The sequence below is a fragment of the Streptomyces sp. NPDC057424 genome (assembly GCF_042803315.1).
GTDB lineage: Bacteria > Actinomycetota > Actinomycetes > Streptomycetales > Streptomycetaceae > Streptomyces.
Genome location: NZ_JBHVCP010000045.1, coordinates 19,647 through 45,450, shown reverse-complemented (window position 1 = coordinate 45,450; position 25,804 = coordinate 19,647). Strand labels below are relative to the sequence as shown.

Below are 25,804 nucleotides of genomic sequence, written 5' to 3'. Positions count from 1 at the left end.
CACCCACCCTATGTGTCCACTCGTACGGAGAACTCACCCTCGGAGACCCGCGCGCGCAGGGCCTCGCCGGCCTCCACCTCGCCGGGGTCGCGGACCGCGTGACCGTCCGCCTTCTGCAGCACGGCGTACCCGCGCTTCAGGGTCGCGGCGGGGGAGAGGGCCACCACGCGCGCGTGCGTGTGCGTCAGCTCCGAGTCGGCGCGGTCGAGCTGGTGACGCAGACAGCGCCGGCCCCGGTCGAGCAGGTCCGCCACCTGGTCGGCGCGCACGTCGATCATCCGGTGCGGATCCTCTATCGACGGCCGCGCGAGCGCGTGCGCCAGCCCGCGCTCCTCCCGCTCCACCAGCGCCGCCACGCACCGCCGCGCCCGGTCCCGCAGCAGCCGCACCCGCTCGTACTCCTCGCCGACGTCCGGCACGACCTTCTTGGCGGCGTCGGTCGGGGTCGAGGCGCGCAGGTCGGCGACGTGGTCCAGCAGCGGATTGTCCGGTTCGTGCCCGATGGCGGACACCACGGGCGTACGGCACCGCGCGACCGTGCGGATCAGCTGCTCGTCGGAGAACGGCAGCAGGTCCTCCACGCTGCCGCCACCCCGGGCGACGATGATCACGTCGACGTCGTCCAGCGCGTCGAGCTCCTTCACGGCCTGCACGACCTGCGGCACGGCGTGCACGCCCTGCACGGCGACGTTGCGCACCTCGAAGCGGACGGCGGGCCAGCGGTGCCGGGCGTTCTCCAGGACGTCCCGCTCGGCGGCCGAGGCCCGTCCGCAGACCAGCCCGACCAGCTGCGGCAGGAACGGCAGCGGCTTCTTGCGCTCCGGCGCGAACAGGCCCTCCCGGGCGAGGGACTTCTTCAGCTGCTCCAGACGCGCGAGCAGTTCACCGACCCCGACGGGCCGTATCTCCGCGGCCCGCAGCGACAGCTGCCCCCGCGGGGCGTACCACTCGGGCTTCGCGAGGACGACGACCCGGGCGCCCTCGCTGACCACGTCCGCGACGTCGTCGAACACCTGCCGGTAGCAGGTGACGCTGACGGAGATGTCGTACGACGGGTCCCGCAGCGTCAGGAACACCACGCCCGCACCCGGCCGCCGCGACAACTGCGTGATCTGCCCCTCGACCCACACCGCCCCGAGCCGGTCGATCCAGCCCCCGATGAGCCGCGACACCTCACCGACGGGCAGCGGGGCTTCCGGAGTCGTGTTCACAGCCATGCCCGCGAGGGTAGTGGGCACCGCTGACAGCACCGCTCATCCGGTAGCGACGCGGCGACCCGCGGACCCGTCCAGGAGCCGCCGCGAGGCCGGCGCTCGCCCGCCCGGGGGACCACCCGCACCACCTGGGCGCAGCCGAACGCGGTGAACGCCATCGCGATCGTGGCGACGACGTACACCAGCGCGACCACGCCGTGCGACAGGGCGTCCGGCGTGCCGCACACGCCCGCCGGGGCCATCGGCGCGAGGAACAGCAGCCCGCGGACGACCGGATCACGGAAGCCGGGACTGCGCCGCAGCGCGTGCTCCCCTCGGCCGCAGGGACCGCCGTTCCGGTCTCGGACACCGCGCCTCCGCTCCGCCCACGTCCCTCGCATCTCACGTCGCGCCACGTCGGTCTTCCCGGGGACTTCACACCGTCGCGATCTTCGACCCGCCGGACGCGGCCTTACGATGGGACGCATGTCTGCTTCGCCTGGCCGCCGTGTCCTGCTCGCCGCCCCCCGTGGCTACTGCGCGGGTGTGGACCGCGCCGTGATCGCCGTCGAGAAAGCCCTGGAGCAGTACGGCGCTCCGGTGTACGTCCGGCACGAGATCGTCCACAACAAGTACGTCGTGCAGACCCTGGAGAAGAAGGGGGCGATCTTCGTCGAGCGGACGGAGGAGGTCCCCCCGGGCAACATCGTGATGTTCTCCGCGCACGGGGTCGCCCCCGTCGTCCACGAAGAGGCCGAGCGAGGCCGCCTCGCCACCATCGACGCCACCTGCCCCCTGGTCACCAAGGTCCACAAGGAAGCCGTCCGCTTCGCGGACGAGGACTACGACATCCTCCTGATCGGCCACGAGGGCCACGAGGAGGTCATCGGCACCTCCGGCGAGGCTCCCGACCACATCCAGCTCGTCGACGGACCGGGCGATGTGGCGAAGGTCGAGGTCCGTGACCCGTCCAAGGTCGTCTGGCTGTCCCAGACCACGCTGTCCGTCGACGAGACCATGGAGACCGTCGACGCCCTGAAGGACAAGTTCCCGCAGCTCATCTCCCCGCCCAGCGACGACATCTGCTACGCCACCCAGAACCGCCAGCTGGCCGTGAAGCAGATGGGCGCCGAGTCGGACCTGGTCATCGTGGTCGGCTCGCGCAACTCCTCCAACTCCAAGCGGCTCGTCGAGGTCGCCAAGCTCGCGGGTGCCCGCGAGGCGTACCTCGTGGACTTCGCCGACGAGATCGACGAGGCCTGGCTGGAGGGCGTGACCACGGTCGGCGTCACCTCGGGCGCCTCCGTCCCGGAGGTCCTGGTCGAGCAGGTCCTGGAATGGCTGTCCCGGCGCGGCTTCGAGGACGTCGAGATCGTCAAGGCGGCCGAGGAGTCCATCACGTTCTCCCTGCCCAAGGAGCTGCGCCGCGACCTGCGCGAGGAGGCCGCGGCCCTGGCCGCCGAGCGCGGCGGCGCCGGGACCGGTGAAAATTCCGCGGAGTGATCGGGGACAGGCCGGGCAGCCCCGCAGCCCGGCCTGTGACGGTCAGTCGTACGTCGTAACGTAGGGCCATGCAGATCTTCGGTGTGGACATCGGCGGATCCGGGATCAAGGGCGCCCCGGTGGACCTGGACAAGGGCGACCTGGCGCAGGAGCGCCACAAGGTCCTCACCCCGCAACCGGCCACGCCCGACGGGGTGGCCGACGCCGTCAAGCAGGTCGTCGACCACTTCGGCTGGAGGGGCCCGGTCGGGGTCACGTTCCCGGGCGTGGTCACCGACGGGGCCACGATCCGGACGGCGGCCAACGTCGACGACGGCTGGATCGACACCGACGCCCGCGCGCTGCTCGGCGAGCGGCTCGGCGGGCTGCCGGTGACGGTGGTCAACGACGCGGACGCGGCGGGTGTAGCCGAGATGCACTTCGGTGCCGGCCGCGACCGCCGGGGCACGGTGATCCTGCTGACGCTCGGCACCGGCATCGGCAGCGCGGTCTTCGTCGACGGCGTCCTCGTCCCCAACACCGAGCTGGGCCACCTGGAGCTCGACGGGCACGACGCCGAGAAGCGGGCCTCCAGCAGGGCCCGCGAGGACCACGACATGACGTGGGAGCACTGGGCCGCGCACCGCGTGCGCAAGTACCTCGCCCACGTCGAGATGCTGTTCTCGCCGGAGCTGTTCATCATCGGCGGCGGCGTCAGCCGCAAGTCCCACAAGTTCCTGCCCTACATCGACGGCATCAAGGCGGAGATCGTCCCGGCGCAGTTGCAGAACAACGCGGGGATCGTGGGCGCGGCGATGCGGGCGACCGAACGGTAGGACCGTTTCGTGGGGTGTGTCACACCGGCGGCCGGGCCCCGGCCGTGCGCCGCAGGTGTGACAGCCGGATCCGCCGGACGATCACGATCAGCCCGGCGACCAGAGTCCCTCCGTACAGCCAGCCGGCCTGCGTGGCGAGCGCCGTCACCAGGCCCATCAGCGTGCCGCCGGTCCCGCCCTCGCCGTCGGCCACCGGCAGCAGCCCCACGGCGAACGCGATCGGCACCACGATGGGCGCGGTCATCAGGTCCCCCCGGCGCACCCAGAGGGCGGTCAGCGCGCACACCGGCAGGAACAGCACGCCGTACGCCGTCAGGGACGCCCCGAACAGCGCCGAGCAGAGCGCGCCGAGCAGGAACATCACCACCGCGCAGAACAGCCCGCTGCCCAGGCCGGTGAGCCGGGGGTTGGGCAGTCCTCCCGCGGCGGGTGCCGCCGGGGGCGCAGGGCGTCGCACCGGCACCGGGCGGCGCCGCGGCCCGGGCGGCCGGGCCGCGCGCACAGGCTCGCCCCCCGCTCCCCGTCCCGCCTGGGACGGCACGGGTTGCCGGGTCGGCCTGGGCCGGTCCCGTCGCGGTCCGTACTGAGGAGATCGCGTCCTGTAGTGCTCCACCGCACCAACTTAGGTCGTTCTATATGTCGAATAGCCCTTCTGACACGCCGTGGAGCGCGGCTTGGCCAAGCGTTCGATACCTCGCCGGGGCGGTTCCGGACACGCCGTAGACTGGTGGATCGGCCGGTCCCCTGGCCTCCAGGCCCTCCACTCACGGGAAGTCGCAACGTGTCGCTCACGATCGGAATCGTCGGTCTGCCGAATGTCGGCAAGTCGACCCTGTTCAACGCCCTGACCAAGAACGACGTGCTGGCGGCCAACTACCCGTTCGCCACGATCGAGCCCAACGTGGGTGTCGTCGGCGTGCCCGACCCCCGCCTGACGAAACTGGCGGAGATCTTCTCCTCGCAGCGGGTCCTTCCGGCCACGGTCGACTTCGTCGACATCGCGGGCATCGTGCGCGGCGCCTCCGAGGGCGAGGGACTGGGCAACAAGTTCCTCGCGAACATCCGCGAGTCCGACGCGATCTGCCAGGTCATCCGCGCCTTCAAGGACGAGAACGTCGTGCACGTGGACGGCAAGGTCTCGCCCAAGGACGACATCGAGACGATCAACACCGAGCTGATCCTCGCGGACCTGCAGACCATCGAGAAGGTCCTCCCGCGCCTCCAGAAGGAGTCGCGCATCAAGAAGGACATCGCGCCGAAGGTCAAGGCCGTCGAGGAGGCCAAGGAGATCCTGGAGAAGGGCGACACGCTCTTCGTGCACGGCCTCGTCCAGGGCAGCGAGCGCGCGGAGCTCCTGCACGACCTGCACCTGCTCACCACCAAGCCGTTCCTCTACGTCTTCAACGTCGACGAGGACGAGCTGACCGACGAGGACTTCAAGAACGAGCAGCGGGCCCTGGTCGCTCCCGCCGAGGCGATCTTCCTCAACGCCAAGCTGGAGGCGGACCTCGCCGAGCTCGACGAGGACGAGGCGCTGGAGCTCCTCCAGTCCGTCGGCCAGGAGGAGCCGGGCCTGGCGACCCTGGCCCACGTCGGCTTCCGCACGCTGGGACTCCAGACGTACCTGACCGCCGGTCCCAAGGAATCCCGCGCCTGGACCATCAAGAAGGGCGCCACCGCCCCCGAGGCCGCCGGCGTCATCCACACCGACTTCCAGAAGGGCTTCATCAAGGCGGAGGTCATCTCCTTCGGCGACCTGGTGGAGACGGGCTCGGTGGCGGAGGCCCGCGCGAAGGGGAAGGCCCGTATGGAGGGCAAGGAGTACGTCATGCAGGACGGGGATGTGGTGGAGTTCCGCTTCAACGTCTGACGTCTCGTCAAGAACTGTGCCCCACCCGCTTGTTGGTGGGTCGGGCACTAGTTTCTGTCCACAGGTGGTACTCGCCCCGTCGTGAGGGGCAGCGGCAGGTCCGGTCGGCCGGGAGGTCGCGCGCAGGGAGCCTCTGACCTGCGGCAGCGCAGGCAGTGGTCGTTGACCACGCCAGGGCTGTCGAGGCGGTGCGGGCGGCGCTGAAGCCGATCCACGAGGCAGCCGTCACGCGGGAGCTCGACGCCACCCCCGACCGTCCGGCGGTAGTAACGCGCATGTTACTAACAACATTGTTAGTGTCGTGGGCGGAGGTCGGCAGACGTGGTGGATTTTGTAGGCCGTCGGCAGGAGCTGGCGACGCTGGAGCGAGAGCTGCAGAAGGTGGCGGCAGGGGGCGGCGGGGAGCGGCCCGGCCGGTGCGTGATGTTGCGTGGGCGGCGCCGGGTGGGCAAGTCGCGGCTGGTCGAGCGGTTCGCGGAGCGCTCCGGAGCCCCGTTCTTGTTCTACGCGGCGACCGGCGCGTCCCCCAGGGATGATCTGGCACGGCTGGCCCGGGACGCCCAGGTGTCGACGCTGCCGTTGGCGCAGCTGGTGGCCGCCGCGCGGCCGGAGAGCTGGGATGCCGCGTTCGATGTGCTGGCCGCGGCACTGCCCTCCGACCGGGCGAGCGTGCTGGTCATCGACGAGGTGCCGTACCTGATGGACGCCGATGGCGCCTTCGAGGGGATGCTGCAACGGGCCTGGGACCGGGTGCTGGAGAGCAAGCCGGTGCTGCTGGTTCTCATCGGCTCCGACCTGTCGATGATGGAGGCACTGAACAGCTACGGGCGCCCCTTCCACCAGCGTGGCCGGGAGATGGTGCTCGGGCCGCTGAACCCGGCCGAGGTCGGGCGGATGCTCGGGCTGGAAGCGGCGGAGGCCTTCGACGCCGCGCTGGTCACCGGCGGGCTGCCGCTGATCTGCGCGGAGTGGCCTCGAGGTGCGGGGCTGTGGGATTTCCTCGGCGAGGCGCTGGGCGACCCGGTCTCGGCCCTGCTGGTGTCGGCCGAGCGCTCGCTGGCCGCCGAATTCCCCCCGCAGGCTCAGGCGCGAACGGTGCTGGCGGCCATCGGCAGTGGCGAGCGGACCTTCACCAACATCGCCCGTGCGGCCGGCGGGATCGGGGCCACGCCGCTGCAGCGAGCACTGGAGCTGCTCACGGACAAGCGGATCGTCGCCGCGGAGCTGCCCGTGTCGCTGCGTCCGTCGAAGGACCGCCGCTACCGGGTGGCGGATCCCTACCTGCGGTTCTGGCTGCACCTGCTCGGCCCGTCCATGGAGGAGATCGAGCGGGGGCGCGGCGATCTGACCCTGGCGCGGATCCGGGAGAGCTGGACCAGCTGGCGCGGCCGGGCGATCGAGCCGCTCGTCCGCGAGGCGCTCGCCCGGATGCTGCCCGACGACCGGCTCCCCGCCGCGCCCGCGATCGGCGGCTACTGGACCCGTACCAACGACGTCGAGATCGACATCGTCGGGGCGGACCGCGCCCCCATCGCCAAGGAGCTGCTCTTCGTCGGCTCCATCAAGTGGCTGGAGCAGTCGCCCTTCGACCGGCACGACCTGGCGGCCCTCCATCGACACCGGGCCGCCCTCACCGGCGAACCCGTTCCAGTCGCGGCGGTCTCGCGCAGCGGTGTCGACTGTCGGGGGCTCGATGCCGCCTACGGCCCCGGCGATCTGCTGACGGCATGGCCGCTGTGAGCGGCGCGTACCCGGTTCGGCGTGTACCCGGACGACCCACCGGGTGTCCGGCTCTCAGGAACCGGGCCCCGAGTCGTGCCACGGGTAGTCCCGCGGCGGTGGTGTGCCCGTCTCGCGGGAGACCTCTCGGGTGATGCGGCGCCAGACGTGCTCCGGGGGTGGGGTCGGCAGGTCCAGAGCCACCGCGGTGCGCGCGGCCGTCACCAGCCGGGTCAGCACGTGGAGTTCGTCGCGGCAGTGGTCGCACCGCTCGACGTGACGCAGCGCCTCGGCGTCGTCGTCGCCCGGCGCCGCGTTCCCCAGGGCCAGTTCCACCAGGTGCGCGGACTCCACGTGTGTCACTGCGCCCTCCCGGACTCCAGGGGCTCCGCCGTGACGACGAGGTTGGACACGTAGCCTCCTCGCTCGGGGACGTACGGAGGCGCACAGGTGATGAGGGTGAGGACGGGGGCGCCGGTCCGGCGGAACGCCGAGGGCGGCAGGTCGTCCTTCGCCACGGTGACCCGCGAGACGACGCGGTAGTTCACCGGCTCGCCCCCCGCTCGGCGCACCTCGACCCGGTCTCCGCGCCGCACGTCGTACAGCGCCAGGAACTCGCCGAGGTCACCGGTCTCGGAGTCGACGTGCCCGACCAGCACGGCCGAGCCCCGGGCACTGCCCGGCGCGGGGCCGTAGCGGTACCAGCCGGCCACGGAAGGGTCGTCGGGGACGGCCATGTCCCCTCGGTCCGTCACGCCCACCGGGCTGACCCGGGCGTCGAGGTCCGCGCGGGGCACGAGCACGCGCCGGGGCGGTGGATCCTGCGCCGTGCCGGGGGCGGTCCGCGGGGCCGCCGCCGTGCCGGGGGCTGTTCCCGGGGCCGCGGCGTCCCCGCGTTCCGACGGCGCTGCCACGAAGTCCGGCGGAGGCGCGGCCGGGTCCGACGGCGTGGCAGGAAAACCGAGGACGGCTGCCAGAACGGCAGCCGCCACAATCGGTCCCGTCAGCCGTCGTGTGCCGTCAGCCACGCCGGCGGGCGACCCGGCGGGCCATCAGCACGCCCGCCACCGCGACCGCTCCGGCCCCGGCGGCCCAGGCCGGCCCCAGGTCGGTGGAGTTCGCCTCGACGGCGGCGCCACTGCCGCCCGCGGGGACGCCGCGGGGCGACGACGCCATGCCGCTGAACGTCTGGGTCGCCAGCGCGAGGTTCTTGTCCTCGGCGCTGCCCCAGGCGTAGACGACATTGCTGGTGCCTTCGCCGAGCTTCAGGTCGGCCGGGCCGATGGCCACGGTGTCCGTACCGGCGAGCACCACATCGGTGTTGATCGTGCCCGCGTCGACCTCGGCGGTGTCCTCCTTCGGGTTGGTCAGGTCGCTGAAGACCGGCTGCCCGCCGGCCCGGACGTCGACGGCGGGTGCGGCCGCGACATGACGGACCGTCAGGCGGCTCTTGCCGGCATCGACCTGGGAGACGTCGTTGGTGAACGCCGTCAACTCCGGCTTGCCGTCTGCGGTGAGGTGGGCGGCGACCGTGGCGTTCGCGCCCTCGGGCACCTCGATCTTCTTCTCCAGGGCCGGAGTTCCGTCAGGACCCTGGCCTGCTTCGAAGATCTGGATCTCGTAGGTCCCGGCATCGAGGGACTGGGGGTCCGTCACCGTGCCGGGCTTGAAGTCGCCGATCAGTTCGTCGCCGTTGGCGTACACGTCCACGGTCATACCGGGGATGCCGTGGAAGACGGACACCATGGCCTTGTCCTGCTGGCCGGCCAGGGCGGGCGCGGAGATGCCGAGGGCCAGAGCGCAGGCACCGGCCGAGGCGGCGATGGCGAGGCGGGTGTGAGAGGTCATGGGAATCATTCCTTCGAACGGAGTCTCCGTACGGTGCGGAGTCTCGTTCCTGTTTCAGGTCCAGGGGCCGTCGTGGATGCGCGCACGGCGTCATCGCTACAGATCCGGGTCGTGGACCGGGGGCTGCTCGATCGCCAGGCGCAGCCGGTGCAGGCCGCGGCGGGCGTGGCTCTTGACGGTCCCCAGGGGCATGCCGGTGCGTTCCGCGATCTGCGCCTGGGTCAGGTCCTCGTAGAAGGCCATGCACAGCACCTCCCGCTGGTGGCGCGGCAGCCGTGCCAGGGCGTCGATGAGCAGCACCCGGTCCAGGACGCGCTCCGGTGCAGCCTCGTCGGGCCCGGTGGTGTCCGCGTCGCGGCCGGCCGAGTCGATGAGTGTCAGGCGCCTCGTCCTGGCCGCCAGCGCGTCGACGATCTTGCGCCGTGTGATGCCGACCAGCCAGGCGCCGAGCGGACCCCGCTCGGGGCGGAATCCGGCCCGGCCGTGCCAGGCGCCGAGGAAGACCTGCTGGGTCACGTCCTCCGCCTCGTAGGTGTCACCGAGCAGTCGGGTGGCCATGGTGTGGACGAGCGAGCCCCAGCGCCGGTAGATCGCGGCGAACGCCTCCTCGTCGGCGGCGACGAGGCCACGGGCCAGCTCCTCCTCGTACCGCGTTTCCTCCGCGGGTGCGGCGGGTGCGGTGAGTCGCGTGTTCGTGATCATGGCCTGGTTCCTCCTGCAGTGCGTCGTGCGGGGACGGAAGGCCGTCTGCCGAACCGCACCGGTCGCGCTGTGCCGAGCCGCGACCATGCGCTTGAAGCCAGTGTTCGGCGCACAAACGACGCGTCTCAACATGCGTCGTTTGTGCGTCGTACAGTCGGGGGTATGGGAGTACACGAACGGGACAGCGAGGACCGCGGAGGCGAGAGCGCGCCGCTCGGTGGCGGGCTGACCACCGGAGAGGTGGCCAGACGGCTCGGGGTCGCGCCCACCACGGTCCGCACCTGGGACCGGCGCTACGGCCTCGGACCCGACGCACACACCGGCGGCCGGCACCGGCGGTGGACCCCCGTGGACGTGGCCCGGCTGGAGCGGATGTGTGCCCTGACGGCGACCGGGATACCCCCCGCCGAGGCGGCGCGCACCGTACTCGGCGAAGCGACGCCGAAGGCGGCCCCGGCCGGGGCCGCCCCGGCCCCCTCAGCGGCACCCCCGGAGGCGGTCCCGGACGCGTTCCGGGGCCGGAGGGCCGCCGCCGGGCCACCGCGGCCGTCCCTCCCTGCCCGCAGCCGGGCGGGCAGCGGCCTGCGCCTCGGTGACGTGCGTCAGGAATGCAAGGGCATCGCCCGTGCCGCCCTGCGCCTCGACGCCGCAGCGCTGGACGAACTGCTCGAGGCCGCGATCGACGAGCACGGGCTGGTCGCCGCCTGGACCGAGGTGATCATGCCGACCCTCCAGGCGGTCGGCCGCAAATGGGAGAGCTCGGGTGAGAAGTACGTCGAGGTCGAGCACTTCCTGTCCTGGCACGTCTCCGGCGCGCTGCGGCGCGGCGCCCCGCCCGCGGCGGCCGACGGCCCGGGCGCGACCACCGTGCTCGCCTGTGTGCCCGGGGAGAACCACACGCTGCCCCTGGAGGTGCTGGCCGCCGCGCTGGCCGAACGCGGTCTGCCGGTGCGGATGTTCGGCGGTGCCCTGCCCGTGGAATCCCTCGTCACGGCCGTCCGCAGGACCGGGCCGGCGGCGGTGGCGCTGTGGGCACAGTCCCGGACGACCGCCAGCCGGCCGCTGGCCCAGCACGTGGCGGCGATGGAATGGGGCGTGCGGGGCGCCCGCCGCAAGCCGGTCGTCCTGACGATCGGGCCCGGCTGGACCGGCCGGACCGTCACCGGCCTGCCGCGGCCGACAGGGCTGGCCGAGGCCGTCGCGCTGCTGGAGACGGTCGTGTCGCGGTGACTCCGGCCGGCTGCATCCGATCATGGCAGTCGGCCCGAAGCGGTGAGCGGACAGAACACAGTCGACCGGGTGGCCGGGAGCGGAGTGCGGAGATGAGCGGCGCGTGGTGAGCCCGGGGCCCGTCGGCACGTCGGACGTGGTGGTCCTCGGGGGTGGCGCCGCAGGCCTCAGTCTCGCGCACCGGCTGGTCGAGACCGGCGTCGCGACCGTGACCGTGGTGGAGCCGCCGGACGGCCCCGCGCGTCCGGCGGAGCGGACCTGGTGCTACTGGGACCAGGGCGACGGCGACTTCGACGAAGCGGTCACCGCCACCTGGCCCCTGCTGCGGGTGCACGGACCCGACGGCAGCCCGCTCACCGTCGATCCGGCCCCCTCCCGCTACCGCATGGTGCGTTCCGCCGTGTTCGAACGGCTGGTGCACGCGCGGCTGGCGCGTGCACCCGGCGGGCGGCTGCTGCGCGCGACGGCGGACACGGTGCGCGACGTACCGGGAGGCGCGGAGGTCCGCTGCACGGCCCCCGGAGGCCGGACGCTGACGCTGCGCTCCCGGTACGTGTTCGACTCCCGGCCTTTGCACGCCCTGCCACCGGCCCGGACGCAGCTGCTGCAGCACTTCCGCGGCTGGTTCGTGCACACCCGCACCGGCCGGTTCGACCCGGCGGTCGCCGACCTCATGGACTTCCGCGTGCCCCAGCCGCCGCACGGGCTCGCCTTCGGGTACGTCCTTCCGCTGGCCCAGGACCGGGCGCTCGTCGAGTACACCGAGTTCTCCCGTGCCCCGCTGACCACCGCGGCGTACGAGGCGGCGCTCGGTCACTACGCCCGCGAGGTGCTGCGCCTGGGCGAGTTCAGGGTGGAGACGGCCGAGCAGGGCGCCATCCCCATGACCGACGCCCGCTTCCCCCGGCGGGCCGGGGCGGCCGTCTTCCGCATCGGGACGGCGGGCGGTGCGACCCGCCCCGCCACCGGCTACACCTTCGCGGCGGTACAACGGCACAGCCGGGCCATCGCCGCCGCCCTGCGGGACGGCCGTGCCAACGCGCCCGCACCGCACGGGAGGCGGGCGCTCGCCATGGACGCGGTACTGCTGCGGGCCCTGGACACCGGGCGGATCGACGGCCCCGCGTTCTTCACCGGCCTGTTCCGCCGCACGCCCACGCACCGCTTGCTGCGCTTCCTCGACGGTGCCACCTCGGTCCGTGAGGAGTGGGGCATCGGCCTGCGCACCCCGGTGGGCCCGATGCTCCGCACCGCGCTCGAAGTGCCCTTCCTGCCCCGCCGCGCCCACCCCGCCCCAGGAACCGGAGAGAGCCCCCGATGACGCTGCTGCGCGACCACGACCTGGCACACGCCTTCGACCACGCGTCCCGCACCTACGACCGCCTCGCCGGCCTCAACCCGGGCTACCGCGCCGACCTGCGGCGCTCGGCCCGCCGGCTCGGGCTCCCCGGCGACGGGGCCGGTCTGCACGTGCTCGACCTCGGCTGCGGCACCGGCGCCTCCACCCGGGCCCTGCTGCGCACCGCGCCCCGTGCCCGGATCACCGCGGTGGACGCCTCCGCCGGCATGCTGCGCCAGGCGCTGGCCAAGCCGTGGCCCGACGGCGTGCGCTTCCTGCACCTGAGCGCGGAGGAACTCGGCGCGTCCGGCGAAGGGCCCTTCGACGCGGTCTTCGCCGCCTACCTCTTCCGCAACGTCTCCGACCCGGACGGCGTCCTTCGCGCCGTGCGGACCCTGCTGCGGCCGGGCGGGCGGCTCGCCGTCCACGAGTACAGCCTCGGCGGCTCGCCGGCGCACCGGGCGCTGTGGACGGCCGTCTGCCGGGGCGTGATCATCCCGGCGGGGACGCTCACCGGTGACCGTTCCCTGTACCGGCACCTGTGGCACAGCGTCCTCGACTTCGACACCGCGTCCGCCTTCACCGGGCGGCTGGCACGAGCCGGGTTCACGGGTGCGCGCGCCCTGCCCCTCGCCGGATGGCAGACCGGCATCACCCACACCTTCGTCGCCCGCAACGGCACCGCCGCGGCAGGGGAGACCACCCTCGCCCGCAACGGCATGGCCGCGGCAGGCGAGGCCACCCGATGAGCCGTCCGGCGAGCACCCGCCCGGCCGCCCGCCGCGGCCGGGACCGCAAGGCCGAAGTCCTGATGCCCGCGCCCGGCCGGGACCGGTTCGCGCCCGGGGACGCGCCCTCTGTCGCCGTGGTGGGCGGCGGGATCGCCGGCCTCGCCGCGGCCACCGGCCTGGCCGAACGCGGCGCGCGGGTGACCCTCTATGAGCGGGAGGAGTCCCTGGGCGGCCGCCTCGCCGGCCACCGCACCCGGCTGGCCGACGGCTCCGAGGCGACCATGAGCCGCGGCTTCCACGCCTTCTTCCGCCAGTACTACAACCTGCGCGGCCTGCTCCGGCGCACCGACCCCGCCCTCGCCCGCCTCACCCCGCTGCCCGACTACCCCCTGCGGCACAGCGGCGGACTGACCGACAGCTTCGCCCGCGTCCCGCGCACCCCACCCCTCAGCGCCCTCGGGTTCGTCGCCCTCAGCCCCACCTTCGGCTGGCGCGACCTCACCGCCCTGGACGCCCGGGCGGCCCTGCCGCTGATGGACGTGCGCGTACCCGACGTATACGCACGCTTCGACCAGGTCGGCGCGACCGCCTTCCTGGAACGCGTCCGCTTCCCCGAGGCGGCGCACCACCTGGCGTTCGAGGTGTTCTCCCGCAGCTTCTTCGCCGACCCGCGCGAACTGTCCGCCGCCGAACTGCTGCTGATGTTCCACATCTACTTCCTCGGCTCCTCGGAGGGGCTGCTCTTCGACGTGCCCGGCGAGCCCTTCCCCCAGGCCCTGTGGGAGCCGCTCGCCGACTACCTCCAGCGCCTCGGCACGAGCATCCGCACCGGCACCCCCGTCCACGGCGTGGAGCCCGCCGGCACCGGAGGAGCCGAGGTGCGCACCGGCACCGGCACCGACCGGTACGACGCCCTGGTGCTCGCCCTCGACACCGGGGGGCTGCGCCATGTCGTCGCCGCCTCGCCGGGCCTGGGCACCGCCCCCTGGCGCGAGGACATCGCCGCCCTGCGCACCGCGCCGCCGTTCCTCGTCTCGCGGCTCTGGCTCGACCGGCCGGTCCGCGCCGACCGTCCCGGCTTCCTCGGCACCAGCGGCTACGACGGCCTGGACAACATCAGCGTCCTGGAACGCTACGAGGGCGAGGCCGCCCGCTGGGCCGCGAAGCGCACGGGTTCCGTGGTGGAACTGCACGCCTACGCCGTCGCCCCCGGCGCGGACCGGGAAGCGGTGCAGGACACGCTGCTCGGGCAGTTGCGGCGGGTGTACCCGGAGACCCGTCAGGCGCGTGTCGTCGACGCGCGGCACGAGTGGCGCTCGGACTGCCCGCTCTTCCCGGTCGGCACCCATCACCGGCGCCCCACCGTGCGGACCCCGCACCCGTGGTTGGCGCTGGCCGGCGACGGACTCCGCTGCGACCTGCCCGTGGCCCTGATGGAACGGGCCGCCACCACCGGCTTCCTGGCGGCCAACGCCCTGCTCGCCGGGTGGGGCGTCCGCGGCCAGGTGCTGTGGACCGTCCCCCGGGCGGGCCGCTCCCCGGTGCTGCGGGCACTCGGCGCGCTCGCGGAACGTCCGGCGCGCCGGTGACACCCGTCCGCCGGACGCGTCCGGGACGACCCGCACAGGCCCGTCCGGCGGGTCACCTCACCCGGGGAACCGTCCGGTGCTGCGCAACGCCCAGCGCCGCTCCGCGTAGGCCAGGTCGTCACGCCACAGGCGCCCGGCCGTGCCCCGCATCAGGGGGCGCAGCACGGGGGCGGCGGCCCGCGCCAGGGCGAAGCCGCGCCGGTCCGAGGCGGCGACGACCGCCTCGATCACGGCCGTACGCGGCCGCGCCGCATCCGCGGCGGTCAGCGGCGTGGCATGGGTCTCCACCACGGATGTGGCGCCCTCGCCCTCGGTGATGCGCATGACGACGGTGCGCGGCTCCGGCGCGGTGAACTCGGCGCGTACGGGCACCACCAGACGGCCCGCCACCCGGAAGGAGACGTCGACGACGAAGGCGTCGTCCGCGTCACCCTCCTCGTCGCCCTGCGGTTCCCGGGCGACCGTCAGATCGACGAAGGAGTACGGGTGGAACCAGGACCCGTGCCACGGGTCGAGCCGGTTGGCCACCACGTCCTGCGGTTCGCACCGCCCGACCGCCGTGAACACGGCGTCTACCCCGCGGCCCGGTGCGGGACGCGCCGGTACCACGGGCCGCTCCGAGGGCTCTTCACCGCCGACCGCGTCGAGCCGTACCCACACCAGCACCCCGTCGTCGTGGACGGGATACGGCTGCCAGCCGGCGACCGCGGAGCCGTCCAGGGCCAGTCCGTGCCAGTGGCACATCAGCGTGCCGCACACCACCCGGCTGTCCCGCAGCGGTGCTCCGAGGTGCGGGCAGGCGCCGGGGCCAGCCCGCAGGTCACCCGACCGCGAGCGCCACAGCACCACCTCGACGCCGCCGACGGTCCTGCCGTAGGGGCTGCCGGGGCGCACGTCCCGGGAGGCACCGGCCACGAACCAGTTGCCGGAGGGCCGGGCGGACGCCCGTTTCAGTGTGTCGGCGATCAGCGCCGGGCGGGCCGCGCGCCAGGTCGGCGTCTGCTCCGCCCAGCCGGGGCCGCGGCGCCGCCGCAGCGGTGAGGTCCAGCGTGCCTTGTCCGCCCCGTCAGCCACGACCCGGTCCCTTCCGTTCCAGCGCGGCGGCGTGCTCCGCCGCGGGCGCCGCGCGCCACCGGGCGGCGGCCACCTTCAGGACACCGGCCGCCGCGGTGGCCGCCCGCCGGCGGCGGGGTACCACCGCACGGCGGTGCAGCACGGTGTAGTCGTGCCGCGCGATCGCGTCGAGGATGCCGCCGTACAGCGTGAACGCGGTGCGGATGCACGGGCGCACCCGCGGGTCGAGCATCGCGATGCCCGGTTCCGCCGTCCGGTACACGTCCCTGGTCAGGGCCTCGGCCGCGACGAGTGCCGCCCGGATGCGCGGGTCGCGGCGGCCGCTTCGCCGGCTCCACTCCAGAAGCGGCCGGTCCACGCCGTGGGCGGCCAGCAGGTCGGCCGGCAGGTAGACGCGACCGCGGTCCAGGTCCTCGCCCACGTCCCGCAGGAAGTTGGTCAGCTGGAACGCCACCCCGAGGGCCGCCGCGTGCGGTGCCGCCTCCTCGCGCGGGACGACCGTGCCGAGCACGGGCAGCATCTGCAGGCCGATCACCGCGGCCGAGCCGTGCATGTAGGCCCGCAGGTCGGCGTAGGTCGGGTAGTCCGTGACGGTCAGGTCGGCGCGCATCGAGGCGAGGAAGTCGGCGAACAGGGCCACGTCGATGCCGTACCGGCCGGCGGTGTCGGCCACGGCCCGGACCACCGGTTCGGCCCCGCCACCGGCCCGCAGCGCGTGGGCGAGATCGCCCTCCAGCCTCTTCAGCCGCAGGTCGCGCTCGTCGGGCGTCATACGCCGGTCCAGGTCGTCGACGATGTCGTCGGCCCAGCGGGCGAAGCCGTACAGCGCGTGCACCGCGGAACGGCGTTCCAGCGGCAGCAGGCGCGTGGCCAGGAAGTAGGTGCGGCCGTGCCGGGCGTTGAGCTGCCGGCACCGGCCGTAGTCGGTGCGCAGGCCGGGGTCGGTGATCCCGGCGGCGTCCAGTTCACGACGGGTCATGGGCACCTGCTCCGCTCGGGGTGGACGGGCGGCGGCCCGGGAACCGGCCCGCCGGGGCCACTCGGGTGCGGCCCCCGGTGACGCGGGCGGCGGCGAGTTTCCCGCTGATGAGCACGGTCGGTACGCCGACTCCGGGGGTGGTCCCGCAGCCGGCCAGCACCACGTTGTCCAGCCCGCGCACGAGGTTGCGCGGACGGAAGGGCCCGGTCTGGGCGAAGGTGTGGGAGACGGAGAAGGGACTGCCCGCCGCGTGGCCCTGGGCCGTCCAGTCGAGCGGGGTCACCAGCAGTTCCTCCTCGACACTGTCCGCGAATCCGTCGAGGCCGCGGCGTTCCAGCTCGGCGACCAGGCTGTCGCGGTAGCGCGGGCCCAGATCCCGCCAGGCGGCGGCGGAGGGGCCGACGGCGGTGTTGGGGCAGGGAGCCAGGACGTAGTGCAGGTGGCGGCCCGGCGGCGCGAGCGAGGCGTCGTGCGTGGTCGGGCGGGTGATCAGCAGGGACGGGTCGCTCATCAGCGTTCCCGAACGGGTCAGTTCGTCGAACGTGCGCTCCCACGCGGCGCCGAAGGACAGCGTGTGGTGGGCGAGATGGGGCCAGGTGCGGTCGGTCCCGGCGTGCAGCACCACCGCGGACGGCGAGTGCCGCAGCGGCACCGGGCGCCGCGGTGCCCGGCCCAGCAGCCGGTGCGCGGCGGGCAGTTCGCAGGTCAGCACCACCGCGTCGCACGGGACGCGCTCACCCGAGGAGAGCCGGACGGCCCGTACCCGGCCCGCCGAGCGTTCCAGCGCGCTCACCTCGGCCGACCAGCGCAGCTCGGCACCGGCACCGGCCGCCACGTCCGCCATCGCGCGGGGCAGGGCGTGCATGCCCCCCTTGGGGAACCAGACGCCCGCCACGGTGTCCATGTAGGCGATCACCGCGTAGGCCGCGAGGGCACGGGCCGGTGCCACACCGGCGTACAGGGCCTGGAAGGAGAAGACGCGGCGCAGGCGGGCGTCGGAGAGGAAACGGCCGATCCGGCCGTCGAGGCGCCCGAAGCCGCCGAGCGCCGCCAGCCGGGCCAGGTCCGGGTGCGCGAGCTGGAACGGCGAGTCGAAGTTGGTGTCGATGAAACGGCGCATCTGCGCCCGGTACAGCCGCTCCAGCCATTCCCGCAGCCTGCGGTAGCCCGCCGCCTCCGCCGGCCCGGCGAAGCGCCGCACCTCCGCCTCCATGGCGTCGGCGTCGGTGTGCACGTCGAGCGAGGTCCCGTCCGCGAAACCGGCCCGGTAGGCGGGGTGCAGGGGCATCAGCCCGACGTGCCGGTCGAGGCTCTCGCCGACGGCCGCGAACGCCTCGTCGGCCAGCTGCGGCATCGTCAGCACGGTGGGCCCGGTGTCCACCAGGTAGTCGCCGAGCCGTGCCCGCCCGGCCCTCCCGCCCGGGCCGGCGTCCCGTTCGACGAGCGTGACCCGGCGCCCGGCGCCCAGCAGATGCAGGGCGCACGCCAGCCCGGACAGGCCGGCGCCCACCACGACGACATGGTCCGTCGGCCCCGTCACCGTCCTCATACCAGCTCCTCCGCGTGCTGCGGGGCGGCGCCCGAGGCCCGCTCGACCAGGGCGGCGAACTCCCGCCGCACGGCGGGGGCGGCGCCCGTCGCCTCGAAATGCCGCAGACCGGTGGCCGCCAGGTCCGCGATCTTCGCCTCCACCTCGGCCCGGGCGCCCGTCCGCTCCAGCGCCGCCCGCATCCGCTCGACGGTGTGCCCCGGCCGGGTGTCCGCGTCCGGCGCGAGTACGGCGGCGGCTTCCTGGTCGCCGGAGGCTTCCGCGAGCCGGACGGCGACGGCGAGGAGCGGGGTGAGCTTGCGGGAACGCAGATCCTCGTGGGCCGGTTTGCCGGTCAGCGCCGGGTCCCCGAAGGCCCCCAGGAGGTCGTCGCGCAGCTGGAAGGCCACTCCCGCGCACCGGCCCGCGGCCCGCAGCGCGCCCAGGGTGCGGGCGTCCGCACCGGCCAGCGACGCACCGAGCGCCAGGGGCCGCGCGACCGTGTACCGGGCGCTCTTCAGGACGGCGATGGTCAGCGCCTCCTCGGCGCTGGACGAGCCGCCCGCCTGCGCGCGCAGGTCGCGGTACTGCCCGGCGACCATCTCGGTGCGCATGGCCCGCCACTCGTCGTACAGCCGTGAGCCGTGCGGTGAGGCGAGCGCCGTCTCCGTCAGCAGATCGTCCGCCCACGCCAGCGCCAGGTCGCCCGCGAGCACCGCCGCCGACGTCCCGAACGACTCGGCGGACCCGCCCGGCCGGCCGGCCCGGTGCTCCCGGGCGAAGTCCACGTGCATCGCGGGCGCGCCCCGGCGCAGCGGTGATCCGTCCATCACGTCGTCGTGGATGAGGGCGCAGGCCTGGAGCAGTTCGAGGGCGGCCCCGGTGCGCAGGACCGCGCCCGCGTCGCCCGAGCCGCCCGCGGCCCGCCAGCCGCACCACACGAACGCCGTGCGCAGCCGCTTGCCGCCCCGCCGGACGAACGCGGCGACGCGATCGGCCATGTCGAGGGCGAACACCGCGTCGGTGTCGCGGGCCTGCCGCAGCCGCGCCTCGAGCACCCGCTCGAGGACCGCCCCCATGGCGCGCGTGGCCCCGGGAGCGGTGAGCGGTGCGTGGTTCGTCTCCGCCGGTCCGGCCACCGTCGGCCGCGGTCCAAGCATGCACAACCCCTTCTCGCTTCCGGTACTCCGCACATCAGTGCTTCCACGGAGATCGGTGTTTCGGATGCGCCGAGTGACTGGCTCTCAGCCGCGGCCCCTGGCCTGCCGGAAGCGGGCCAGGCCCTCGCCGAGGTCGAGGAGCGGCTCGGGATAGCGGAGCCGGGCCCGCTCGTCCGCCGGCAGCCGCCAGGGCTCGTGCACCGCGGCGCCGCCGACGTCCGCCAGTTCGGGCACCCAGCGGCGTACGTAGGTGCCGTCCGGGTCGTGGCGCCTGCCCTGGAGGACGGGGTTGAGGACGCGGTGGGGGCGGGTGTCGGTGCCGGTGCCGGCGACCCACTGCCAGTTCAGCTGGTTGTTGACGAGGTCGCCGTCCACCAGGAACCGCAGGAAGTGCCGGGCGCCGATCCGCCAGTCCACGTACAGCGTCTTGGTCAGGAAGCTCGCCACGAGCAGCCGGGCCCGGTTGTGCATCCAGCCCTCGTGGCGCAACTGGCGCATGCCCGCGTCGACCACCGGGTAGCCGGTGCGGCCCTCGCGCCACGCGGCGATGTCCTCGGCGGCCTCGTCCTCGCCGCGCCACCGGTCGTCCCGGGAGCGGTAGTCCCGGGTGGACGCCTCGGGGCGGGCGGCGAGGACCTGGTGGTGGAAGTCGCGCCAGCACAGCTGCCGGACGAACGCCTCCGCCCCGGCACCGCCCTTCGCACGGGCCGTCCGGACCACTTCCACCGGCGAGAGCGCCCCGAAGTGCAGGTACGGCGACAGGCGGGAGGTCGCGTCACCGGCCAGGTCGTCGTGCCGTTCCTCGTACCGGGACAGGCCCGCGTCCGCCCACCGGGCGAACCTGTCGCGCCCCGCCGACTCACCGCCGGCCGGGAGATCGGGTGACAGGTCCGCCGCCCCCGCGCGGGACGGCAGTTCCTCGCCGCGCACCGCGCCGGGGACACGCACCGTGCGCGGCGCGGGCAGGGGATCGCGCAGCGGTTCCTTGGACCAGCGGCGCAGGTACGGGGTGAACACGGCGAAGTGGTCCGAGCCGGACGGTGTGACGGCCCCCGGCGCGACGGCGGTGACCACACCGTCGTGCACCCGCAGCGCGACACCGTCGGCGTCGAGCTCCTTGCGCAGCCGCTCCTCACGGCGATGGGCGAAGCCGGTGACGCCCGCGGCCATGTGCACCTCCGCGGCACCGCACGCGGCGGCGACCGCGCGGACCTCCCGGGCGACCGGCCCGGTGCGTACGACCAGCCGCCCGCCGCGTCGGCGCAGCGAGGAGTCGAGGTCGGCGAGGCAGTCGGCGAGGAAGGCGGCGCGGTTGGGCACGTCGAATCCGGCGGCGTGGACGGCGGGGTCGCGGACGAACAGGGGTACCACCTCGTCCGCCGCGTTCAGCGCGGCGTGCAGGGGCGGATGGTCGTGCAGACGCAGGTCCGAGGTGAACAGGACGACCGCGACGGTCATGGCGTCACTCCTGGTGCGGTGGTGCGGATTCCGTCTGTTGCTCCCGGGCACTTCGCCGCCCGCGGGCCCGTCGGATGCGCGAGGCGTTCCGGCGTCCGGTCGTGCCCTCGGACGCGGCCCGCGCGATGTTGCGCGCCATGCCGCCGAACACGACGGAGTGGAACGGGGCGACGCTCCACCAGTAGGCGTGACCCAGCAGGCCGCGCGGATGGAACAGGGCGCGTTGCCGGTAGCGGGTGCGGCCCTCGTCGTCGGTCTCGGTGTACATCTCCAGCCAGGCGAGCCCGGGCAGCCGCATCTCGGCGCGCAGCCGCAGCAGATGACCCGGTTCGATCTCCTCGACCCGCCAGAAGTCCAGCGAGTCGCCGACCCTCAGCCGCTCGGTGTCACGCCGTCCGCGGCGCAGCCCGACCCCGCCCGCGAACCGGTCCAGCCAGCCCCGGACCGCCCAGGCCAGGGGGGAGGAGTACCAGCCGTTGTCGCCGCCGATGCCCTCGACGACCCTCCACAGCGCCTCCCGGGACGCGTCGACCGGCCGCTGCCGTTCGTCCTCGTAGAGGCTGCCGCCCGCCCAGTCCGGGTCCGTGGGCAGCGGGTCGCTGGGCGCTCCGGGCACCGAGGCCGAGGACCAGCGCGTCGAGACCTGCGCATCCCGCACCCTGCGCAGCGCCAGGGCCAGCGCCTCGTCGAACGGCAGCGGCCGGCCCGGGGCATCCGGCACGTACCGGGCGATGTCGTGTTCGTGGCAGACGACCTCGTGCCGCAGCGACTCGGTCAGCGGCCGGGCCAGGGAGGCGGGCACCGGGGTGACCAGGCCGACCCAGTGGCTGGACAGCCGTGGGGTGAGGACCGGGACCGGCACGATGAACCGTCGCCGCAGTCCGGCGACGGTGGCGTAGCGCCGCATCATGTCCCGGTAGGTGAGGACGTCCGGCCCGCCGATGTCGAAGGCCCGGTCGACGTCGTCCGGCATGGTGGCCGACCCGACGAGGTAGCGCAGCACGTCCCGTACCCCGATGGGCTGGGTGCGGGTGTGCACCCAGCTGGGGGTGACCATGACGGGCAGGCGTTCGGTGAGGTATCGCAGCATCTCGAACGACGCCGATCCCGAGCCGATGACGACGGCGGCCCGCAGCACCGTCGCGGGCACGGGCGAGTCGAGGAAGATCTGCCCCACCTCGGCCCGGGAGCGCAGATGCGGGGAGAGCGACTCCTCGGGGACGCCGCGTGGCGTGAGCCCGCCGAGGTAGACGATCCGCCGTACGCCGGCCGCCCGGGCCTGCTCGGCGAAGATCCGGGCGGCGGCCCGGTCGGTGTCCTCGAACCGGGAGCCCGACCCGAGGGCGTGCACCAGGTAGTAGGCGACGTCGACACCGCGCATCGCGGCGGCGACCGACGCCGGGTCGGTGACGTCGCCCTGGACCGTCTCGGCGTGCGCCGCCCAGGGATGGTCGCGGAGTTTTCCGGGAGAGCGGGCGAGACACCGGACGCGGTGGCCCTCCTGCAGCAGTTCCGGCACCAGGCGCCCGCCGATGTATCCGGACGCCCCGGTCACCAGGCAGTGCAGCCGCTGCCCGTCCGTCGCCATGGTCGTGCCTCCGTCCTCCGACACCGTCGCCGTGCTGTCGGATCACGGCGGGCCCCGGGGCGAACACTTCCCGTTCGGGGCTCCCGGCGGATGCACGACACGGGCGCCGCCGACGGTTCAGCCGGAGGGAGTAGCGCTCCCGGCGTCTTCCGGGGCCCGGCGGGCGAGGGCGCTCGGCCACCACGCCCGGGGCCCGATGTCGATCATCAGAGCCGGCACCAGCAGCGAGCGCACCACGAGCGTGTCGAGCAGCACCCCGAAGGCGACGATGAACGCGATCTGCACCAGGAACGCCAGGGGGATCACCATCAGCGCCGCGAACGTCGCGGCGAGCACCACGCCTGCCGAGGTGATCACACCGCCGGTGGTGGTGAGCCCGCGCAGCACCCCCTGCCGGTTGCCGTGCAGGAGCGCCTCCTCCCGGACCCGGGACATGAGGAAGATGTTGTAGTCGACGCCGAGCGCCACCAGGAACACGAAGCCGTACAGCGGCACCGAGGCGTCCGTGCCGCTGAACCCGAGGAGGTGCTGGAAGACCAGCGCCGACACCCCCAGTGTGGCCAGGAAGTTGAGCCCCACGGTCGCGACCAGCAGCACCGGCACGAGCAGGGAGCGCAGCAGCAGCATCAGGATCAGCAGGATGACGGCGAGCACGATCGGCACGATGACCGTGCGGTCCCGGGCGGCGGTCCGCTGCGTGTCGTACTGCTGGGCCGTGTACCCGCCGACCAGCGCGTCGGCGCCGGAGACCGCGTGCACCTCCGCGCGCAGCCGCTCGACCGTCTCCTTGGCCGCGTCGCTGTCCGCGGCTGCCTTCAGGGTGGCGTCGATGCGCACGCGCCCGTCGACGACGAGCGGCTTCCCCGCCCCGGGCCGACCGGAGGCGGAGACGGCGCCGGCGGAGGCCACGCCCTCGGTGCCTTGTGCGGCGGCCGTCACCTCGGCGGTCCGGCCGGCGTCGGCGATGATGACGGCGGGGTTGCCGGACCCGCCGGGAAAGTGCGCGCCGAGCGTCGTCTGCGCGGCCACCGAGGGCGCGTCGTTCACGAAGATCTCGTCGAGCGGCACGCCCTTGGAGGACAGGGAGGGCGAGAACGCGGCGCAGGCGGCGAGGGCGAGCGCCGTCACCGCCCACGTCCGCCGCGGCCGGCCGTTCACCACTCCGGCGACCCGGCGCCACACGCCGCTGCCCTGCACGGACTCCTCCGGGGGCTTGGGCCGGGACGGCCAGTAGGCGACGCGGCCCAGCAGGGCCAGGGCGGCCGGCAGGAAGGTGAGGGTGACGAGCACGGCGCAGCCGATGCCGATCGCGCCGACCGGCCCGAGGGCGCGGTTGTTGGTGAGGTCGCTCGCGAGCAGGGCCAGCAGCCCGAGCGCCACGGTGGCGGCGCTGGCGGTGATCGCCCCGAAGGAACGGCGTACGGCGGCCACCGCGGCAGCGGAACGGTCCCCGCGCAGGGCGAGTTCCTCGCGGAAGCGTGCGGCCAGCAGCAGGGCGTAGTCGGTGGCGGCGCCGATCACCAGGATCGACAGGATGCCCTGCACCTGCCCGTCCACCCGGACCACGTCCCGCTCCGCCAGCGCGTAGACCACGGCACAGGCGAGACCGAGGGCGAAGACCGACCCCAGGATGATCAGGAACGGCAGCAGCACGCTCCGGTACACCAGCAGCAGGATCAGCAGCACGGCGCCGAGGGCCACGCCCAGCAGCAGTCCGTCGATGCCCGCGAACGCGTCCGAGAGATCGGCCTGGCTGGCCGCCGGGCCGGCGATCGCCGCCGTGGTGCCCGGCACGCCCCCGGCCGCCTCGCGCACCGCGTCGAGGACGGGGGGCAGTTCGTCGCCCAGATCGGGCCTCAGCTGGACGACGGCCTGTATCGCCTCACGGTCGCCGGAGAGCAGGGCGGGTGACGGGCGGCCCACGACGCCGGGCTTCCCGGCGAGCGCACCGATGGCGCGGGTGGCCTCGTCCTGCCGGGCCTCGGTGAACCGTTCCCCGTCCGCCGTCCACACCACGATGGCCGGCACGGTCTCGGACTGGTCGAAGGCCGCCCGGGCTTCGAGGACGCGGGTGGACTCGGCGCTCCGCGGCAGGAAGGCCGCCTGGTCGTTGGTGGCCACCTCGCCGAGCTTGCCCGCGTAGGGACCGAGCGTTCCGCCCACCCCCAGCCAGACGAGCAGCAGAACGAGCGGTACGAGCCGCCGGGCCCAACGCTGTGCGGTACTCATGCGCATCCCAAGCCGTAGAGGAAGTAACTCACTCATAAAGTATCTTAATCATTGAGAGATACTAGGGTGGGGGGATGAGCGGCTCCGGTGTACCCACGGCATCTCTTCCGGCGGACGACCCCACCGGGTTGCAGGCCTTCGCCGTTTTGTTGCGCCGCATGAACGGCGAGTTCAACCGCATCGCCCAGGAGTTCGCCCAGGAACAGGGCCTGCACCTCACCGACATGCAGGCCCTGATCGCGATCCTGGACGCCGACTCCGACCCGGACGCGGGAGGCGAGCCCATGACGCCCGGCCGTCTGCGCGGGCAGCTCAATCTCACGTCCGGCGCGGTGACCGCGTGCCTCGACCGGCTGGAGCGGGCCGGACACGTCCGCCGCGTCCGGGACGCGGGCGACCGCCGCGTGGTGCACCTGCACTACGCCGACGCGGCCCGGGGCGTGGCCCGGGACTACTTCCGGCCCCTGGCCCGGAGCACCGACGCGGCCCGGAGCCGGTTCAGCGCCGAGGAACTGGAGGTGGTCGTCCGGTTCCTCGCCGAGATGAACGCGGAACTCGTCCTCCTGCGCCGCAACTCCGGCTGACCTCCCGTCCGGGGGGAGTCCGGATCCCCGCGTTCGCGGCGCCCGCATCCACCACCGCCACAAGCGGCGAAAAACGGATGTGAAGCTACGAGACGAACTCCCGGTCGACCACCACCTGGCGACCGTCTACCGCTACGGCGCCGGCTTCTGCGGCCTGGTCCTGCTGCTGTTCGCGGCCCTCGGCTTCGCCGACGCCCTGAGCCCCTTCGACACGGCGGGCGACCGCATCGCGGGCATGACCACCGACGTCGCCCTCAGCGTCATCTCCGCCGTGGCCGGGGTGGCGCTGCTCGCGGGAGCCGTGATCGGCGGCAACGTCGCCTCCACCCTCGACATGACGGTCGGCGCGCTCTTCGTCCTGAGCGGCTTCGCTCACGTCTTCGTGCTTGACCGTCCCGCCAACATCCTCGGCTTCGGCATGACCAACGTGATCTTCAGCTTCGTCATGGGGCTGGTCGTCGCGACCTTCGGCATGTACGGCCGGGTCTCCGGCAAGCTCTCGCACGACAACCCCTACTGGCGGCGCAGGCATCCCGGGCAGGCGGCGGGGGACCGCGAGGCGGCCGCCGCTCAGGCCGGGCCGGCCGGGCCCGAGCGCCCGCTCCCCGCGGCGGAGGCGGCCGGCGCCGCGCGCGAACGGCCACTGCCGAAGTGAGGTTCGCGCC

At 73.9% G+C, this 25,804-nt stretch carries 23 protein-coding genes and 1 pseudogene; 10 read left to right on the top strand and 14 right to left on the bottom strand.

Going from position 1 to position 25,804, the window contains the following annotated elements; all coding sequences use genetic code 11:
- Positions 1 to 8: 8 nt before the first annotated feature.
- The gene (xseA, locus tag ACFU3E_RS28815) at positions 9 to 1,217 is read right to left on the bottom strand and encodes an exodeoxyribonuclease VII large subunit (protein WP_384164394.1); all 1,209 of its coding nucleotides are present in this window, start codon (positions 1,215 to 1,217) and stop codon (positions 9 to 11) included.
- 98 nt (positions 1,218 to 1,315) lie between these two features.
- A pseudogene (locus ACFU3E_RS28810) lies at positions 1,316 to 1,563 on the bottom strand (amino acid permease); the annotation flags it as partial.
- A gap of 107 nt (positions 1,564 to 1,670) precedes the next feature.
- On the opposite strand from ACFU3E_RS28810, the gene ACFU3E_RS28805 reads away from it, so the two are divergent.
- Both ACFU3E_RS28805 and ppgK read left to right on the top strand, forming a co-directional pair.
- The gene (locus ACFU3E_RS28805) at positions 1,671 to 2,696 is read left to right on the top strand and encodes a 4-hydroxy-3-methylbut-2-enyl diphosphate reductase (RefSeq protein WP_384164391.1); all 1,026 of its coding nucleotides are present in this window, start codon (positions 1,671 to 1,673) and stop codon (positions 2,694 to 2,696) included.
- A gap of 68 nt (positions 2,697 to 2,764) precedes the next feature.
- Positions 2,765 to 3,511 (top strand): polyphosphate--glucose phosphotransferase, encoded by a 747-nt coding sequence (gene ppgK / locus ACFU3E_RS28800; RefSeq protein ID WP_384164388.1) that lies wholly within the window; start codon positions 2,765 to 2,767, stop codon positions 3,509 to 3,511.
- 19 nt (positions 3,512 to 3,530) lie between these two features.
- Here ppgK and ACFU3E_RS28795 read toward each other — a convergent pair whose 3' ends face one another.
- On the bottom strand, positions 3,531 to 4,124 hold the full coding sequence (locus ACFU3E_RS28795; RefSeq protein ID WP_384164386.1) for a DUF6542 domain-containing protein: 594 nt from the start codon (positions 4,122 to 4,124) through the stop codon (positions 3,531 to 3,533).
- A gap of 168 nt (positions 4,125 to 4,292) precedes the next feature.
- Between ACFU3E_RS28795 and ychF the strand changes: the two genes are divergently transcribed.
- Together ychF and ACFU3E_RS28785 are read left to right on the top strand one after the other, a co-directional pair.
- A complete protein-coding gene (gene ychF, locus ACFU3E_RS28790) occupies positions 4,293 to 5,381 on the top strand; it encodes a redox-regulated ATPase YchF (RefSeq protein WP_031132562.1) in 1,089 nt (362 codons plus the stop codon).
- Between the two features lie 321 nt (positions 5,382 to 5,702).
- Complete coding sequence (locus ACFU3E_RS28785) at positions 5,703 to 7,121, top strand: ATP-binding protein (RefSeq protein WP_384164382.1); 1,419 nt, start codon at positions 5,703 to 5,705, stop codon at positions 7,119 to 7,121.
- Between the two features lie 54 nt (positions 7,122 to 7,175).
- On the opposite strand, the gene ACFU3E_RS28780 is transcribed toward ACFU3E_RS28785, so the two are convergent.
- The 4 genes from ACFU3E_RS28780 to ACFU3E_RS28765 all read right to left on the bottom strand — a co-directional run bounded on the left by ACFU3E_RS28780 (position 7,176) and on the right by ACFU3E_RS28765 (position 9,650).
- Entirely contained in the window at positions 7,176 to 7,463 is a 288-nt protein-coding gene (locus ACFU3E_RS28780) for a hypothetical protein (protein ID WP_384164379.1), read from the bottom strand.
- Entirely contained in the window at positions 7,460 to 8,014 is a 555-nt protein-coding gene (locus ACFU3E_RS28775) for a class F sortase (protein ID WP_384164376.1), read from the bottom strand. Before ACFU3E_RS28775 ends, ACFU3E_RS28780 begins: the two co-directional genes overlap by 4 nt.
- A 106-nt stretch (positions 8,015 to 8,120) precedes the next feature.
- The gene (locus tag ACFU3E_RS28770; protein WP_384164373.1) at positions 8,121 to 8,948 is read right to left on the bottom strand and encodes a DUF4397 domain-containing protein; all 828 of its coding nucleotides are present in this window, start codon (positions 8,946 to 8,948) and stop codon (positions 8,121 to 8,123) included.
- A gap of 96 nt (positions 8,949 to 9,044) precedes the next feature.
- On the bottom strand, positions 9,045 to 9,650 hold the full coding sequence (locus ACFU3E_RS28765) for a sigma-70 family RNA polymerase sigma factor (protein WP_384164370.1): 606 nt from the start codon (positions 9,648 to 9,650) through the stop codon (positions 9,045 to 9,047).
- A 162-nt stretch (positions 9,651 to 9,812) separates the two neighbouring features.
- Here ACFU3E_RS28765 and ACFU3E_RS28760 point away from each other — a divergent pair, with 162 nt between their 5' ends.
- The 4 genes from ACFU3E_RS28760 to ACFU3E_RS28745 all read left to right on the top strand — a co-directional run bounded on the left by ACFU3E_RS28760 (position 9,813) and on the right by ACFU3E_RS28745 (position 14,539).
- Positions 9,813 to 10,880 (top strand): MerR family transcriptional regulator, encoded by a 1,068-nt coding sequence (locus ACFU3E_RS28760; protein WP_384164367.1) that lies wholly within the window; start codon positions 9,813 to 9,815, stop codon positions 10,878 to 10,880.
- A gap of 103 nt (positions 10,881 to 10,983) precedes the next feature.
- Positions 10,984 to 12,201 carry a lycopene cyclase family protein gene (locus tag ACFU3E_RS28755; protein WP_384164364.1) on the top strand — a complete coding sequence of 406 codons (1,218 nt, stop codon included), beginning with the start codon at positions 10,984 to 10,986 and terminating at the stop codon, positions 12,199 to 12,201.
- Complete coding sequence (locus tag ACFU3E_RS28750) at positions 12,198 to 12,968, top strand: class I SAM-dependent methyltransferase (protein ID WP_384164361.1); 771 nt, start codon at positions 12,198 to 12,200, stop codon at positions 12,966 to 12,968. Before ACFU3E_RS28755 ends, ACFU3E_RS28750 begins: the two co-directional genes overlap by 4 nt.
- Positions 12,965 to 14,539 carry an FAD-dependent oxidoreductase gene (locus ACFU3E_RS28745; RefSeq protein ID WP_384164358.1) on the top strand — a complete coding sequence of 525 codons (1,575 nt, stop codon included), beginning with the start codon at positions 12,965 to 12,967 and terminating at the stop codon, positions 14,537 to 14,539. The genes ACFU3E_RS28750 and ACFU3E_RS28745 overlap by 4 nt, the downstream gene beginning before the upstream one ends.
- A 57-nt stretch (positions 14,540 to 14,596) precedes the next feature.
- Here the strand turns inward: ACFU3E_RS28745 and ACFU3E_RS28740 are convergent, their stop codons facing one another.
- The 7 genes from ACFU3E_RS28740 to ACFU3E_RS28710 form a co-directional block, all read right to left on the bottom strand.
- A complete protein-coding gene (locus ACFU3E_RS28740; RefSeq protein WP_384164355.1) occupies positions 14,597 to 15,613 on the bottom strand; it encodes a DUF5914 domain-containing protein in 1,017 nt (338 codons plus the stop codon).
- Positions 15,606 to 16,592, bottom strand: a complete 987-nt coding sequence (locus tag ACFU3E_RS28735; RefSeq protein ID WP_384164352.1) for a phytoene/squalene synthase family protein — start codon at positions 16,590 to 16,592, stop codon at positions 15,606 to 15,608. The genes ACFU3E_RS28740 and ACFU3E_RS28735 overlap by 8 nt, the downstream gene beginning before the upstream one ends.
- Complete coding sequence (locus ACFU3E_RS28730; RefSeq protein ID WP_384164349.1) at positions 16,579 to 18,141, bottom strand: phytoene desaturase; 1,563 nt, start codon at positions 18,139 to 18,141, stop codon at positions 16,579 to 16,581. The genes ACFU3E_RS28735 and ACFU3E_RS28730 overlap by 14 nt, the downstream gene beginning before the upstream one ends.
- Positions 18,138 to 19,280: a polyprenyl synthetase family protein gene (locus tag ACFU3E_RS28725; RefSeq protein ID WP_384164346.1), complete on the bottom strand. Its 1,143-nt coding sequence runs from the start codon at positions 19,278 to 19,280 to the stop codon at positions 18,138 to 18,140. The genes ACFU3E_RS28730 and ACFU3E_RS28725 overlap by 4 nt, the downstream gene beginning before the upstream one ends.
- A gap of 84 nt (positions 19,281 to 19,364) precedes the next feature.
- A complete protein-coding gene (locus ACFU3E_RS28720) occupies positions 19,365 to 20,738 on the bottom strand; it encodes a cryptochrome/photolyase family protein (RefSeq protein WP_384164343.1) in 1,374 nt (457 codons plus the stop codon).
- Positions 20,739 to 20,742: 4 nt separating this feature from the next.
- A complete protein-coding gene (locus ACFU3E_RS28715) occupies positions 20,743 to 22,326 on the bottom strand; it encodes an SDR family oxidoreductase (protein WP_384164340.1) in 1,584 nt (527 codons plus the stop codon).
- A 117-nt stretch (positions 22,327 to 22,443) separates the two neighbouring features.
- Positions 22,444 to 24,555, bottom strand: coding sequence for an MMPL family transporter (locus ACFU3E_RS28710; protein ID WP_384164338.1), 2,112 nt, complete (start codon positions 24,553 to 24,555; stop codon positions 22,444 to 22,446).
- A gap of 74 nt (positions 24,556 to 24,629) precedes the next feature.
- Here ACFU3E_RS28710 and ACFU3E_RS28705 point away from each other — a divergent pair, with 74 nt between their 5' ends.
- A complete protein-coding gene (locus tag ACFU3E_RS28705) occupies positions 24,630 to 25,139 on the top strand; it encodes a MarR family winged helix-turn-helix transcriptional regulator (RefSeq protein WP_384164335.1) in 510 nt (169 codons plus the stop codon).
- A gap of 79 nt (positions 25,140 to 25,218) precedes the next feature.
- A complete protein-coding gene (locus ACFU3E_RS28700) occupies positions 25,219 to 25,794 on the top strand; it encodes a DUF4383 domain-containing protein (RefSeq protein WP_384164332.1) in 576 nt (191 codons plus the stop codon).
- The last annotated feature ends 10 nt before the right edge of the window (positions 25,795 to 25,804 follow it).